This window comes from Neorhizobium sp. NPDC001467 (genome assembly GCF_050275975.1).
GTDB lineage: Bacteria > Pseudomonadota > Alphaproteobacteria > Rhizobiales > Rhizobiaceae > Neorhizobium.
On the sequence record NZ_JBNNPS010000001.1, the window covers coordinates 243,415 to 257,582 of the forward strand.

Annotated in this window: 10 protein-coding genes and 2 pseudogenes; 6 read left to right on the forward strand and 6 right to left on the reverse strand. The window is 62.4% G+C overall.

Annotation, left to right across the window (positions count from 1 at the left end):
- Window positions 1-128 precede the first annotated feature (128 nt).
- Both ACQKKX_RS01185 and ACQKKX_RS01190 read right to left on the reverse strand, forming a co-directional pair.
- A complete protein-coding gene (locus tag ACQKKX_RS01185; protein WP_427568018.1) occupies window positions 129-1,580 on the reverse strand; it encodes a homospermidine synthase in 1,452 nt (483 codons plus the stop codon).
- Between the two features lie 136 nt (window positions 1,581-1,716).
- A complete protein-coding gene (locus ACQKKX_RS01190; protein WP_427568020.1) occupies window positions 1,717-2,697 on the reverse strand; it encodes a heme-dependent oxidative N-demethylase family protein in 981 nt (326 codons plus the stop codon).
- Between the two features lie 109 nt (window positions 2,698-2,806).
- Here ACQKKX_RS01190 and ACQKKX_RS01195 point away from each other — a divergent pair, with 109 nt between their 5' ends.
- Window positions 2,807-4,102 carry a hypothetical protein gene (locus ACQKKX_RS01195; protein WP_427568022.1) on the forward strand — a complete coding sequence of 432 codons (1,296 nt, stop codon included), beginning with the start codon at window positions 2,807-2,809 and terminating at the stop codon, window positions 4,100-4,102.
- Here ACQKKX_RS01195 and ACQKKX_RS01200 read toward each other — a convergent pair.
- On the reverse strand, window positions 4,091-4,984 hold the full coding sequence (locus tag ACQKKX_RS01200) for a LysR family transcriptional regulator (protein ID WP_427568024.1): 894 nt from the start codon (window positions 4,982-4,984) through the stop codon (window positions 4,091-4,093). The two genes, ACQKKX_RS01195 and ACQKKX_RS01200, sit on opposite strands and share 12 nt — an antisense overlap.
- A gap of 112 nt (window positions 4,985-5,096) precedes the next feature.
- Here ACQKKX_RS01200 and ACQKKX_RS01205 point away from each other — a divergent pair, with 112 nt between their 5' ends.
- Window positions 5,097-5,831 (forward strand): SDR family oxidoreductase, encoded by a 735-nt coding sequence (locus ACQKKX_RS01205; RefSeq protein WP_427568026.1) that lies wholly within the window; start codon window positions 5,097-5,099, stop codon window positions 5,829-5,831.
- A gap of 11 nt (window positions 5,832-5,842) precedes the next feature.
- Window positions 5,843-6,178, forward strand: a complete 336-nt coding sequence (locus ACQKKX_RS01210) for an Atu4866 domain-containing protein (RefSeq protein ID WP_427568028.1) — start codon at window positions 5,843-5,845, stop codon at window positions 6,176-6,178.
- Between the two features lie 170 nt (window positions 6,179-6,348).
- Here the strand turns inward: ACQKKX_RS01210 and ACQKKX_RS01215 are convergent, their stop codons facing one another.
- The 3 genes from ACQKKX_RS01215 to ACQKKX_RS01225 form a co-directional block, all read right to left on the reverse strand.
- On the reverse strand, window positions 6,349-7,008 hold the full coding sequence (locus ACQKKX_RS01215) for an aminotransferase class IV family protein (RefSeq protein WP_427568030.1): 660 nt from the start codon (window positions 7,006-7,008) through the stop codon (window positions 6,349-6,351).
- Entirely contained in the window at window positions 6,957-8,117 is a 1,161-nt protein-coding gene (locus ACQKKX_RS01220; RefSeq protein ID WP_427569316.1) for an aminodeoxychorismate synthase component I, read from the reverse strand. Before ACQKKX_RS01220 ends, ACQKKX_RS01215 begins: the two co-directional genes overlap by 52 nt.
- 200 nt (window positions 8,118-8,317) lie before the next feature.
- Entirely contained in the window at window positions 8,318-10,195 is a 1,878-nt protein-coding gene (locus tag ACQKKX_RS01225; RefSeq protein ID WP_427568031.1) for a M3 family oligoendopeptidase, read from the reverse strand.
- A 195-nt stretch (window positions 10,196-10,390) separates the two neighbouring features.
- Here ACQKKX_RS01225 and ACQKKX_RS01230 point away from each other — a divergent pair.
- The 3 genes and pseudogenes from ACQKKX_RS01230 to ACQKKX_RS01240 all read left to right on the forward strand — a co-directional run.
- Window positions 10,391-11,582 (forward strand): annotated as a pseudogene (locus tag ACQKKX_RS01230) (sigma-54-dependent transcriptional regulator); the annotation flags it as partial.
- A 149-nt stretch (window positions 11,583-11,731) separates the two neighbouring features.
- Window positions 11,732-11,914, forward strand: a pseudogene (locus ACQKKX_RS01235) (helix-turn-helix domain-containing protein); the annotation flags it as partial.
- A gap of 377 nt (window positions 11,915-12,291) precedes the next feature.
- Entirely contained in the window at window positions 12,292-14,043 is a 1,752-nt protein-coding gene (locus tag ACQKKX_RS01240) for a DUF882 domain-containing protein (protein ID WP_427569317.1), read from the forward strand.
- The last annotated feature ends 125 nt before the right edge of the window (window positions 14,044-14,168 follow it).

Sequence of the window (14,168 nt, forward strand, 5' to 3'; positions counted from 1 at the left end):
GGCTTCCCGTCGGAACATGCCGTCACAGCCTATGTAACGCAAGAGGTCGGCTTTGAAAGACCGACCCGGCAAATCTCACCATGAAAAACGCCCGCACGATGGCGGGCGTTCGACATTCACAGGCGCGCTCAGCGCACCAGAATGTTCCTGAACTGCCAGGCATCCTTCTCGTCGATGTCTTCCGGGAACAGGCCCGGACGGTCTTCGAGCGGCGTCCAGTCGGTATAATGACCTTCGACCGGGCCGAGATAAGGCGTCTGCACTTCCAGGCAGCGCTTGTAATCGACTTCGTCGGCCTCGACGATGCCGGCCTTCGGGTTTTCAAGCGCCCAGACCATGCCGGCGAGAACGGCGGAGGTCACCTGCAGGCCGGTGGCGTTCTGGTAAGGCGCGATGCGGCGGGTTTCTTCCAGCGACAGGCGCGACCCGTACCAGTAGGCGTTCTTCTCGTGGCCGTAGAGCAGTACGCCGAGTTCGTCGATGCCGTCCTCCAGTTCGTCCTCATCGAGGACGTGCAGGACGGGTTGCGCCTTGCCGCCATTGCCGAACATTTCGTGTAGCGACAGCACGGCGTCATTGGCGGGGTGATAGGCGTAATGGCAGGTCGGGCGATAGACGACTTCGCCGTCCTTCTCGACGGTGTAATAGTCGGCGATCGAGATCGACTCGTTATGGGTCACGAGGAAGCCGTATTGCGGGCCCGGCGTCGGGCACCAGGTGCGCACGCGCGTGTTGGCGCCCGGCTGTTCCAGATAGATGGCCGCCTGGCAGCCCTTCTTGTGCTTCTTGGCGTTTTTCGGCATCCAGTTTTCATGAGTGCCCCAGCCGAGTTCGGCCGGCTGCAGACCTTCCGAAATGAAGCCTTCGACCGACCATGTGTTCCAGAACACGTTGAGTGGCTTGGGATGCTTGGTGCGCTGGGTGTCGCGCTCGGCAATATGCACGCCCTTGACGCCAAGCTTTTTCATCAGCTTGGCCCAGCCCTCGCGGTCGTTCTGGTCCGGCTCGTCGAACTTCAGACCGGTGTCGTTGGCAAGGTTGACCAGCGCCTGCTTGACGAACCACGAGACCATGCCGGGATTGGCGCCGCAGGTGGAAACGGCGGTGGTGCCGCCCGGGTTCTTCTTCTTCTCGTGGCGCACGGTTTCGCGCAGCGCATAATTGGTGCGCTCGGAATTCTTCATGCTCTTGTCAAAATAGAAGCCGAGCCAGGGCTCGACGACGGTGTCGATATAAAGGACGTCGAGCTTGCGGCACAGCTTCATCAGGTCAAGCGAGCCGGTATCGACCGACAGGTTGACGCAGAAACCCTGACCGCCCTTGCCGTCGTCGAGCAGCGGTTTCAGCAGGCTCTTGTAATTGTCCTTGGTGACATGGTCCTTGACATGGCGCACGCCGTGCTTCTTGAGGATCGCCATGTCGGCCGCGTCGTCGCGGGGGTCGATGACAACCATCCGGCTCTTGTCGAACTTGAAATGGCGCTCGATCAGCGGCAGCGTGCCGCGACCGATCGAGCCAAAGCCGATCAGCACGATCGGGCCGGTGATTTCGGCATAAACCGGGTAGTTCTGCTCAGACATGTCATGCTCCCTAACGATCGACTGCTGTTGTTTCGCCGCGTCTAAGCTTTTCACGCTTAATGGGCCAGTGTGACGGATATTGCGGCACGCATTTCGATGCCGGTTCGATTGCGCTGCGCTAGATCATATTTCGACGTCACAATAAAGCGTTTGTTCCATTCTCGTCAGCCCCTGATGGCGGTCCCTCGGGCCGGACGGGCGGGGTCTGTATCTGCCGCAGATGCATCAGCAGTTCCGCCCGTTTGCGGTGGACGCCCTTGTATTTAGCCTCGTCGATCGTCAGCCGTTCCAGCTGGTCGGCCATGCCGGCGCCAAGCCGCTGCGCATCCGGCTCGGCGAGGATGGCGGCAAGCGGATCGAGATAGATGCGGATGGTGAAAAGGATATCGCCGCAGACCGGCAGCTTGGTCAGCGTCTGGCGCTCGACGCGGATCACCGCGTCCCGCGCCGGCACCACCTCGACCGTTTCCGCGGGCAGGGACTGCGGATGATAAAGCGCGTGCCGCCAGTTGATCGACCAGTTCATGCGCCGGACCGGATGGCCCGGCTGCAGCCGGTCGAACATCCGGTTTATGAGTTCGGCATTGCGGCTGCCACCTTCAAAGCCTGGCACGGGTGCATGCACCTCGTCCATCACCTTGCCGAATTTTTGCGAGAGTTCCCACGAGGACGGAAAGGCAAGGAAGGCGGCGGCAAGACGCCAGCCGTTTTCCCCCCTTCGCATGATGACCAGATCATCCTGCACCAGCAGGCCGGCGCGGTGGAGCGGCAGAATGGTTTCGTCGGCCAGATCGACCGTGTGACCGGCAAGGTGAATACGGTTTCCGTCGCGGCGATAAATGTGCGGGTGGCGGGTCGTAAGGGTGAGAACCATTCGCTCGAGCACTTCGCGCTGGGCGTCATCAGTGTCCCGTTCGGCGCGCAGAACCTCGTCGCCATGCTCGGCCACGAGCCGGCGCTTTTCCGTCAGTTCGGGCCCGAGATTGTCGTCCGGCTCGAACCAGAATTGGGGATCCAGCGGCGACAGGCCGATGGCAAAAAGTGGCGATGAACCATCATAGGGCGTATAGGTCGGCGACATAAGGTGCAGGCTGGCCGCCCCGGCAGCGCTTGTCAATCTCGCATCTGCCGGTGTTGAGTGGGACAGTTCGCCGCTCCTCCGATTATCTTGGAATGTGCGGTTGGATGCCCATCAAAACGACATGATTTCCCATTGATGCAGGGCCATGACACAGAGTGAAGCAGACAACGCCCGCGCGGCGCTGATCGTCCATGGCAGCTATGCGCCGGGGGGCGAAAACCATTCGCGACTGGCGTTTTTCCCGGGCGCGTGGCGGAAGGGTTTCGTTCTGGGGGCGCGACAGACGAGTGGTGACGATATCGCACCGGGACAAGAGCCGGTGGAGGCCTGGCTGCTCGATTTTCCCCGGCCGCAGGCGGATCGCCAATCTGCGCAGTATCAGGCATGGGCACGTCGGCTTTCCGATCTCTGGGCGGGCCTTGATGCGGTCATGGGCAAGAGCATGGCGCGCGACATCCGTCCCTGGTGGCCAGAGGGCCATCAGGTGATCGAGGGCGTGGCCGGTTTTTCGGAGAGTGAAACAGCCAACGACGAAACGGCGAGCGGTGAACGCACCTGCGACGGAAGCCCAGGCCGCGTTGACGGGATGACGCTGGCGACAATCTATCTGCCGCTTCATAGGGTTGCCGAGCGTGCGGACATTTTCCAGCAGGACGCCGCAGATGTCGGGCAGGCGCAGACAGATGGGGGCGCGGAGGAGGTTCTGGCCCGCGCGAAGGAAGACGATCTCGAAACGCAGTGGCGACAGACCTTTACCGGCGCTGCGGAACACGACCACAGCCAGTTCATCGGGCTCATCAAGGATGCCGATCCGGATCGGCTGGACAGCCTGTTCGGCGATCTTCCCGATGGCGGCCGGTTTCTCGAACGACTGAAACGGCTGCTTGCCGATCATATGCCGCGCGAACGGCGCACCCTTTCGGCGGAGGTCCAGCCGCTTGCCCGCAATTCCCGCCCGCTCGAGGTTCTTGTCGAGCTGGCGCGGCGCGACATTGCCCAGCGTGCCGGCTTCCTGCATGCGCGCGGCAAGGCAAGCCATGCCGAGGCGCTCGAAAATCTTACCTTCGTTACCGGAAAGCCGGACAATCCGGAATGGGAAAGGGCCGCCGACGCGCTCGACGCCTTTGCCGACGAGATTCGCTCGTCCGGCCCCAGGCGGCCGGCCTGGCATTATTGTTTGAAGGATGCATGCCACGGCATTGCCTCCGATTACGTTTTGCAGGACTGGCTCATGCTGTTCCTGCTGCAGCCCGATCTGCCGCAACCGAGGCCGAGACCGCGCGGCGGCCTCATTTCCCGGCTCGGCCTGCGCCGCGGTTCGCCGTCGCTCGATCTGGAGCCGGCCTATTCGCTGTGGAAGGCGGGCGGGCGCTACGAAATCGATGGGGATCGGTGCTGCGTCTACGAAGTCGAGCGGCGGGACGGTTCGTCAGCGCCGTGAGGCGCGCAGGTGATCCACCAGCGCGCGCAGTTTCGGCGCCATGTTTCTTCGGCTCGGATAATAGAGATAGAAGCCGGAAAACCACGGGCAGAAATCTTCGAGAACCGGCACCAGTTCGCCGCGCGCCAGCGGTTCGCGAAACGTGTCCTCCATGCCGAAGGAAATGCCGGCGCCGGCAACGGCAAGACGCACCATCAGCGTCATGTCGGTCGTGGTGATCGTGTCGGCGACAGCGACCGCAAACTCCTTACCATCCTCCTCGAATTCCCAGCGATAGGGCGCGATATGCGGTGCGACCCGCCAGCCGATGCAGCGGTGGGCGGAAAGCTCGCGCGGATGGGCGGGCGTGCCGAACCGGTTTAAGTAGGATGGGGCGGCAACGGCAAGCTGGCGCTGGTCGCCCGAAACCGGCACGGCGATCATGTCCTGCGCTATGACTTCGCCCAGCCGTACGCCGGCATCATAGCCTTCGGCGACGATATCGAATTCCGCGTCGGTAACGGTGATGTGCAGGCGCACATCCGGGTTCTGTTCGGCAAAGGCGGCAAGAAGCGGACCGGAGAGAAAACCCTCGGCGATCGACGACACCGCCAGATTGAGGCGCCCGCGCGGCAGGTCGCGGCTGTCGGCGGTATTGTCCAGGGCGCCGCGCATATCCGAAAGTGCGGGCGCCGCCTGGGCGTAAAGCCGTTCCCCGGCTTCCGTCAGCGAAACGCTGCGCGTGGTGCGCGATACAAGCGCGACGCCGAGCGTTTCCTCCAGTCTGCGGATCGTCTGGCTGACCGCCGAGCGGGTCACGCCGAGCCGGTCGGCGGCCGCGCGAAAACTTTTCTCCTCGGCGACCAGAGCGAAAACGGCAAGCGCGTTGAAATCAGGCAGCATTGGTTAGTTCTTCTTGCCGGTCTGTAAAGCAATGGGCGGCTTATCGGGACAATGCACACAAACTATCTTCCAGACAACCGCAATGAAGCGGTCAGTTTTCGGGAGAAAAACAATGGACAGGAACATGGACAAGGTCGTTCTCATCACCGGCGCTTCGAGTGGTATTGGCGTCGGCATCGCGCATGAACTGGCCAGCGCCGGCGCTACCGTGGTGCTCGGTGCGCGCCGCACCGACCGGCTGGATGCCGTCGCAGAGGAAATCCGTGCGGCCGGCGGCAAGGTCATGACCCGCAAGCTCGATGTGACCGACCGCGCCGACGTGGCCGCTTTTGCAGAAGCTGCGCGAAACACGTTCGGGCGGGTGGATGTGATCGTCAACAATGCCGGCGTGATGCCGCTGTCGCCCATGTCCTCGCTCAAGGTGGAGGAATGGGATCGCATGGTCGACGTCAACATCAAGGGCGTCCTTTACGGAATCGCCGCCGTGCTGCCAGAGATGACGGCCCGCGGTTCCGGCCAGATCATCAACATCGCCTCGGTCGGCGCGCTTTCCGTATCGCCAACGGCCGCGGTCTATTGCGCCACCAAATACGCGGTGCGGGCGATTTCCGACGGTCTTCGCCAGGAAAACGACAAGCTGCGCGTCACCTGCATCCATCCCGGCGTGGTGGAAAGCGAACTGGCCTCGACCATCACCGATCCGGTTGCGGCCGAAGGCATGAAGAGCTACCGCGCCATCGCCCTGACGCCGGATGCCATTGGCCGCGCCGTGCGTTTCGCCATCGAACAGCCCGACGACGTCGATGTCAGCGAGATCGTCGTCCGCTCCGTGCGCTCTCCGTATTGAGGGAGATCATGATGACCCGCCGCCAGCTTATCCTGCGCACCGCCGTTTCTCTGGCGGCGGTGTTCGCCCATCCCGTTTTTGCAGAGGACGCCATGAACAAGACAGAGCAGACCCACCCCTATGTCGGCATGTGGGTGACCGAAGACGGTCGCATCCGCCACGAATTGCTGCCGAATAACCGTTACGACGAAGCCCGCGGCCAGCGCGAGAGCGCCTATCGGGGCCGCTACGAAGTGACCGGCACCCATATCGAATATTGGGACGATACCGGTTTCACCGCCGATGGCGAGTTTGTCAGCCTGGACGTGCTGCACCATGGCGGCATGGTGTTTTACCGAAGGAAATAAGTGGGTTTTCCGTTCATTCTGCTGACAAAGCGGCGAACCTCTCCAGCGTCATCCCAGGGCTTGACCCTGGGATCCACGCCACACCCAACGGAGCGCCTGGGTTTGGATCCTCGGCTCAAGGCCGAGGATGACGAACAATCTTGAAGTCGCTGCCTTCATTGGGCTGGGGCTCACCCCACCAGTTCCGCCCTGATCAGGCCGCGCAATGAATTGCCGACAAAAATCTGCCGTCCTGCCAGATCCGTTTCCTTCACCAGACCAGATTTGGCACGGCCTTCGCGGATCAGGTCGCCGCGCAGAATGCCGGCGAGCAGGCCGGACGAGATCGGCGGTGTGGTCAGCGTGCCATCGGCCTGTTCGACGAAAATGTTGGTGATCGTTCCTTCGCACAGTTCGTCGCGTTCGTTGAGAAGCAGGACCTCGTCCACTTCCTCGACCGCATACTCGGCGCGGGCGGCTTCATAGACCTCCCGTCGGGTGGTCTTGTGGCGGTACATCAGGTCATCGGAGGGCATGCGCGTTTCGGCAATTTTTATGCGCCAGACCGTGTCCTGCGAAAGCGGGCTGAAAGCGGTGGTGGTGATGTCGATATTGCCGCGAAACGTCATCTCCAGCCGCACCCGCAAAGGCGTATCGCCTTCGCCGGCCGCCTTGAGACGCTGCAGAAGATCGTCCGGGCCGGAGCGGAAACCGAGCGCATCGGCGGAGCGTTTCAGGCGGCGCATATGCTGCTCGATGCGGGCGTAACCGGTATCCGGTTCCCAGCGCATGGTTTCGATCAGCGACAGATCGGCTGGCTTCCCGCCGCGAACCTTGCCTTTAGCAGACATTCCTCATACTCCGCCTCTGCGGTGGAATCGAACACGATGCCCCCGCCCACATTGAAGACCGCGCGCCCGCCCTTGAAAAGAGAGATCGTGCGAATGGCCACCGAAAATCGCATCGGCCCGGCCGGATCGCACCAGCCGATCGCGCCGCAATAGGCATCGCGTGGCCCGTCCTCCAGTTCCGACAGAATGCGCATCGCCCACATTTTCGGGGCGCCGGTGATCGAACCGCAGGGAAAGAGAGCGGCGAGAATCTCCGGCAAGCCCGTGTCGGGCAACAATCGGGCACGAACATGGCTGACCATCTGGTGCACGGTCGGATAGGTCTCGATCTCGAAGAGTTTCGGCACGGACAGGGTGCCGACCTCGGTGACGGCGGAAATGTCGTTGCGCAGCAGATCGACGATCATGCGGTTTTCGGCCAGCGTCTTTTCGTCGTTGCGCATGGCGGCGATGATATCCCGGTCCTCCGCCTCGCTCTTTCCACGCGCGGCAGTCCCTTTCATCGGATGCGTTTCGATCATCCCGTCGGCATCGACGCGGAAGAACAGTTCCGGCGAGCGGGAGAGGATGGTCGGGCCGCCCATTTCGGTAGCGAGGTCGATCAGCGCGCCGTAGCGCACCGGCTGGCGTTCGATAAGAGACCAGAACAGCGCGTTTTCATCGCCCTCCCAGCGGGCGGTGATCGGCATCGTCAGATTGGCCTGATAGCAGTCGCCGCGTGCAATATGCCGATGCAGGCGTTCGAAGCGGTCGGCATAGGTCGAAAAATTCCAGCCGGCGCGGAAATCGCTGAGCGTCGCCTTTCCGATTTCCGCCGCGGGGTTGGCCAGTGGGTGGTGGTTGCCGGCGGGCGCATCGAATATGCCCATGGCGATCAGCGGCGTATCGCGCCCGTCCTCGATCAGGGCGCGCAGCTTCGGTTCAAAGATATGGCCCGTTTCGTAGGACAGGTAGCCGGCAAGCCAGAAGCCGTTTTGGCGCGCGGTTTCGAGTTTTTCGAGGGCGGGCAGGATATCGTCGGCGGTGCGGGCAAGAACGATCTCGCGCGGTCGCTCGAAAACCAGGCTCTCCTGCGTCTGGTCGTCGCGAAAAAGGGCATAGGGCGACATGGTTTTCACGCGGTCCGGTCCTTGGAACACGCCCCGGCCGGGCGCGGCGTTCTGGTAGACCCGGACGGGCGGATATACAAGCGGGCGTGACGGAGTGGGGCGCGTAATGCCGTGCTGTCATTCGCCCGTCACCAGTGGGCCTGGTGGGATAGGCAGGGTGGCGGCCGGACTTTCGCCCGGCCGGGATCGTCCTCTCGGCGTCAGGCGGCCTTGTCCAGCGCCTCCAGTTCGTCGATCAGGCTTTCGATCATCGAAAGACCTTTCGTCCAGAAAGCCGGATCGGAAGCGTCGAGGCCAAACGGTTTCAAGAGTTCGGAATAGTGTTTCGAGCCGCCTGCCTTGAGAAGATCGAAATACTTTTCCTGAAAGCCCGGAGCGGCGTTCTGATAGACCGCGTAAAGCGAGTTCACCAGGCAGTCGCCGAAGGCATAGGCATAGACATAGAAGGGCGAGTGAATGAAGTGGGGGATATAGGTCCACCAGGTTTCGTAGCCCTCCGAGATCTTTATCGCCGGGCCAAGGCTTTCCTCCTGAACCGACAGCCACAATTCGCCGATCTCATCGGCGGTCAGTTCGCCTTCCTTGCGGGCGGTGTGCACCTTTCGCTCGAATTCGTAAAAGGCGATCTGGCGCACGACCGTATTGATCATGTCCTCGACCTTCTGGGCGAGCATGGCCTTGCGCTCTCGTCTGTCTTTCGTTTTTTCCAGCAGCGCGCGGAAGGTGAGCATTTCGCCAAAGACGGAGGCCGTTTCCGCGAGCGTCAGCGGCGTCTGGCACATCAGCGCGCCCTGTGCGCCGGCCAGAACCTGATGCACGCCATGACCCAGTTCATGGGCGAGCGTCATGACGTCGCGCGGCTTGCCGAGATAGTTGACGAGAACATAAGGGTGCGCCGAAGGCACGGTCGGATGTGCGAAGGCGCCCGGAGCCTTGCCGGGGCGGGCAGGGGCATCGATCCAATGTTCATCAAAGAAGCGGCGGGCGATATCGGCCATTTCCGGTGAAAACGCCCCATAGGCCGATAGGATCGTGTCCTTCGCCTGCGACCACGGGATGATGGCATTGGGCGTTTCCGGCAGCGGTGCGTTGCGATCCCAGAAATTCATGGTCTCCATGCCGAGCCATCTGGCCTTCATGGCGTAATAACGATGCGACAGGCGTGGATAGGCATCCTTCACTGCCGCCGCCAGCGCATCCACGGTTTCGCGTTCGACGCGGTTCGCAAGATGCCGGCTGTCGGCAATATCGTCGAAACCGCGCCACCGGTCGGAGATCGCCTTGTCCTTGGCCAGCGTGTTGGTAATCAGCGTGAAGACGCGCAGATTATCCTTGAACGTCGCGGAAAGTGCTGCCGCTGCCTTGGCCCGCGTTTCGGGTTCCGGCTCCTGCAGCATGTTGAGCGTGACCTCCAACGGCTGCTTTTCGCCGTCCACCTCGAAACGCAGGTCCGCCATGGTCTCGTCGAACAGACGGTTAAAGGCGGCCGCCGAGGTCATCGATTTGTCGAGAAAAAGCTGTTCCAGCTTGTCGTCCAGCTGGAAAGGTTTGTCTTTCCGCAGATCCACGATCCACGGCTGGTAATGGGCGACAGCCGGATCGCGGGCAATGGCGGCGTCGATCATCGTATCGTCGATACGGTTCAGTTCCAGTGCGAAAAACAGAAGGTGGGAGGAAAGGTCCGTCAGTTTCGCCTGAACGTCGCCATAGAACTTGCCGTTGGCCGGGTTCGACGTGTCGGAAAAATAGGTGAGGCCGGCATAGGAGCCGATCTTGCCGAACAGGTCGTCGAGCGCATCATATTGCGCGATGGCCGCCCCCAGCCCTTCCGCGCCGGTTTTTGTCGCGGCGGCTTCAAGCTTGCCTTTCCAGGTCGCCTCGAAGGCACGGGCGCGCTCGCCGGCATGATCGAGATCCGTCTTCAGTGCCGCACCGTCGCGGCTGTCGTACAAATGCTCGAGCCGCCATGTCGGCAAGTCTTCCAGTGCGCCGTTGGCGGCGCTCGCGGTGGCGCTGTCTGCCGCCACCACGATACCGTGCCTACGGGCCGGGCCATTCGGGCGAACATCAGACGTCATCGTGCGAATTTCCTTCCTATTTCAATATTGAGCATCGCACGGACCGGATTTCGGGCGGAACCGGCGAGGGTGCTCTCTTTTGAGCTCAAGCCATTAAAATGCAAGTCTTTCTCAAAACGGGATGTTCAAGCCTTTCATGACACAACCTCGATTACAGGTGCCATTAGGGCACTGCCCATCATTTCGGGAGCAAGCATGACTGCGCACATTCTTGTCGTGGACGACGATCCGGTCCAACGCCGTCTTTTGAAGAACGCCGTCGAGCGTCACGGCCATTCCTGCCATCTGGCCGAGAACGGCCGGATCGCGCTGGAGTTCCTTCGTCGCAACCGCGCGCAGTTCAATGCCGTCGTGCTCGACCTGATGATGCCCGAACTGGATGGTCTCGGCTTCCTCGATGCCGCCAACGAACTCGACCTGAATATTCCGATCATCGTGCAGACCGGGCAGGGCTCGATCGAAACGGTGGTGCAGGCGATGCGCGCCGGCGCCTTCGATTTCGTGGTCAAGCCGGTCTCGCCGGAACGCATCGCAGCCTCGATCGCCAACGCGCTGAAGCTGGATCAGAAGGAAACCAAGACCCGTACCGTGCGCCGCAACCGCAACGGGCCGATCGGCTTTGCCGATATCGTTTCCGCAAGCCCCGACATGCTGCGGGTGATCGATCTGGCCGAACGCGCCGCCCATTCCGGCATTCCGGTCGTGCTCGAAGGCGAATCGGGCGTCGGCAAGGAAATGGTGGCGCGCGCCATCCAGAGCGGCAGCGATCGTTCGGGAAAGCCGTTCATCACCGTCAATTGCGGTGCGATCCCGCACAATCTGGTCGAAAGCATCCTGTTTGGCCATGAAAAGGGTGCCTTTACCGGCGCCATCGATCGCCATACCGGCAAGTTCGTGGAAGCCGATGGCGGCACGCTTTTCCTCGACGAGATCGGCGATCTGCCGCTTGAGGTGCAGGTCAAGCTGCTGCGTGCCGTGCAGCAGGGGGAAATCGAGACGGTTGGTTCCTCCAAGACCCAGAAGGTCGATGTCCGGCTTATTTCTGCGACCAACAAGGACCTGATCGAGGAGGTCCGCGCCGGGCGGTTCCGCGAGGATCTCTATTATCGCCTCAACGTCTTCCCGATCACCATTCCGGCGCTGCGCCGCCGCAAGGAGGACATCCCGCATCTGGCGCGCGTCTTTACCGAGCGGTTCTCGATCGAACAGAAGCTCGACCGCAACCTGACACTGAGCGCCGGGGCTTTGGCGCTGCTGACCGCATACGACTGGCCGGGCAATATCCGCCAGCTGGAAAATTCGATCTTCCGCGCCGTCGTGCTGGCGAGCGGCACCGAATTGACGGAAGACGATTTTCCGCAGATCGCCGCCCAGCTGCCGGAATTCCGCAGCGAGGAATTGCGGGCGATCGCCGTGGACATGCCGCAGCCGGTGGCGTCGGCTCCGATCCGCGCCGAGGATATCGGCATCCCGGCATCCGAGCGACGCGACATGCCGGCCCTGCATGTTCCAGACAACGTCATCGTCAGCACCGACGAGGCCGGCGACGTGCGCAAGCTTGCCGATGTCGAGGAGGAACTGATCCGGTTCGCGCTCAAATTCTACCGCGGCCAGATGAGCCAGGTGGCGCGCAAGCTCGGCATCGGCCGATCGACGCTCTACCGCAAGCTCAAGGATTACGGAATCGACCCCGACAATCCGTTGCGCGAGGCCGCCTGAACGGCCGCGTTGCACGGGCAGGGCCGCCAAATTGCACCCTCCGGTATCAAGATATCGCCGTCCGCGGCGATCTTTCCTGTTAATCCTGGCGCAAGTCTGGACTGGTAAACACAGTCAATCTTTTATAAGTCCTTTGTTGACGATAAAAGAATTGCTTGTGCGCATGTGGCGGATTTGCCATGGTGTCACCGCAATTCACAGTCATGTGAGGCAGCATTGGCTTTGCTGTCAATCGGACGGGGATCGACTTGTCGTATCAAAATGAAAACACCACGCCCGGAAATGGGACAGGGCGCCGCGGGTTTGCCGCTCGTTGTCTGTCCGGCTCCAGGCGCGTTGTGGCCGTTGCCGCCTTGACGCTTGCCGTGCTGCCGGTGATGTCGACCCTGTCGGCAACCCGCGCCGCGGCCGAGACCCGCAGCCTCAAGCTCTATTACACCCATACGCGCGAAAAGGCGGAAATCGTCTTCAAGCGCAATGGCCGCTTCGATCCGAAGGGACTGGCGCAACTCAACCAGTTTCTGCGCGACTGGCGTCGCAACGAACCGACCAAGATGGATCCGCGCCTTTTCGATCTGGTGTGGGAAGTCTATCGCCGTGTCGGCGCCCAGGATTACATCCACATCGTTTCCGCCTACCGTTCTCCGGCCACCAACGGCATGCTGCGTTCGCGCACCAAGGGTGTCGCCAAGAACAGCCAGCATACGCAGGGCAAGGCGATGGACTTCTTCATCCCCGGCGTAAAACTGGCGACCCTGCGTTCCACCGCCATGCAGTTGCAGGTCGGCGGCGTTGGTTTCTACCCGACCTCGGGCTCGCCCTTCGTGCATCTCGATGTCGGCGGCGTGCGCGCCTGGCCGCGCATGTCGCGCGAGGAACTGGTGCGCATCTTCCCGAAGGGCAATACGATCCATCTGCCGGCCGACGGCAAGCCGCTGCCGGGTTACGATCAGGCGCTGGCCGATTACAAGAAGCGCGTTGGTGCCGATTCGATCGAGATCGCCAGCACGGCCGGGCCGGCGTCTTCGGCCGTCGTGAGGAAAAAGAAGAATCTGCTGGCCATGCTGTTTGGCGGCGGCGACGAGGATGAAGATCCCGAAGCCATCACCACGCCGGCCCCTGCCGCGCCGGGTCGCCCATCGGCGCCCGCGACCGCGGAGGATGGCGAAAGCGAGAGCGCGCCGGTCATGGTGGCCTCTGCCCAGCCGCAGGCCCCCGATATCGCCGCCCCCGTTCCGCAGTCGCGCCCGGCCTTCCGCCAGGACGGCAGCACCAGCCTTGCCAATGCGCTCTATTCGCAAGGCGGCCGCAGTGCCGCTCAGGACGCGCTCCAGGCCGCCATGCCGGCGCAGTCGGGTGAAAATTTTGCCGACCTGCAGCAATACACGATCCCGGTTCCGACCCTGCTTGGCCCGCGCGGCATGAAGGGCGACGCCGATACCAGTGCGATGACCGCTTATGCCGGCGCCCTCAACCGTGCCGAACTGAACGGCTCCGCTTTGCCGGTGCCTGCGCATCGCCCGGCTTTCTCCGCGGCGCCGATGAATGCGTCGCTGCCGGCACAGCAGGCTCAGCCGCAACAGGTCCAGCAACAGGTACAGCAGTCGCAGCAGCTTGCCGCCGCGGCCCCCGAAGCGGTGCCCAATACGCTTGATGCGCAGGCCCAACACCTCGCCGCCGGCGGCCAGGTTGCCCAGGGTTCGCAGGCGCTGACGCCGGAACTGGTCGCCGCTCTTGCCAGAAGCGCCGAACATGACCGCACGACCGCGGCCGCCGTGCCGCTTCCGGGCAAGCGCCCGGTTCAGGTCGCACTTGCAAGCCCTGCGGCTGACGGCCATGCCGGTCGCACCGTCTTCGGCGACGGTTTCGATGCACCGAAGCCGGTTGCCAAGGCGCCGGTAAAGCAGACGGCCTCCGCCAATTCCTCATCCGGCACCGCAACGCCGGCCGACAGTTCGCTGACCGGCGACATGCTGGCGCAGTGGGCGCAGACCAAGGGCAAGACCGAACCTTCGGCCAAGGCGCCACGCGTCGTATCCTCGTCGCGTTCGTTCAGCACCGGCAATGCCGCCATGAACGATGGCTTCAAGCCTGCCCGTCCGGTGCAGATCGATCCGGGCCGTTTCTAGACAGCGCATTCGGATAGGATTTCAAAAGCCCGCGCGGAATGCTCCGCGCGGGCTTTTCGTTTGGCGCCCACGATCATGTCGGATCTCGGCGGTGTGGGTTGAGGGAAAGGCAATCTTCTGACGAC

Coding starts and splice junctions, on each gene's coding strand:
- ACQKKX_RS01185 (WP_427568018.1), bottom strand. CDS start 1,580: ATGTCTGAGCAGAACTACCCGGTTTATGCCGAAATCACCGGCCCGATC.
- ACQKKX_RS01195 (WP_427568022.1), top strand. CDS start 2,807: ATGACACAGAGTGAAGCAGACAACGCCCGCGCGGCGCTGATCGTCCAT.
- ACQKKX_RS01200 (WP_427568024.1), bottom strand. CDS start 4,984: ATGCTGCCTGATTTCAACGCGCTTGCCGTTTTCGCTCTGGTCGCCGAG.
- ACQKKX_RS01205 (WP_427568026.1), top strand. CDS start 5,097: ATGGACAGGAACATGGACAAGGTCGTTCTCATCACCGGCGCTTCGAGT.
- ACQKKX_RS01210 (WP_427568028.1), top strand. CDS start 5,843: ATGACCCGCCGCCAGCTTATCCTGCGCACCGCCGTTTCTCTGGCGGCG.
- ACQKKX_RS01215 (WP_427568030.1), bottom strand. CDS start 7,008: ATGTCTGCTAAAGGCAAGGTTCGCGGCGGGAAGCCAGCCGATCTGTCG.
- ACQKKX_RS01220 (WP_427569316.1), bottom strand. CDS start 8,117: ATGTCGCCCTATGCCCTTTTTCGCGACGACCAGACGCAGGAGAGCCTG.
- ACQKKX_RS01225 (WP_427568031.1), bottom strand. CDS start 10,195: ATGACGTCTGATGTTCGCCCGAATGGCCCGGCCCGTAGGCACGGTATC.
- ACQKKX_RS01240 (WP_427569317.1), top strand. CDS start 12,292: ATGTCGACCCTGTCGGCAACCCGCGCCGCGGCCGAGACCCGCAGCCTC.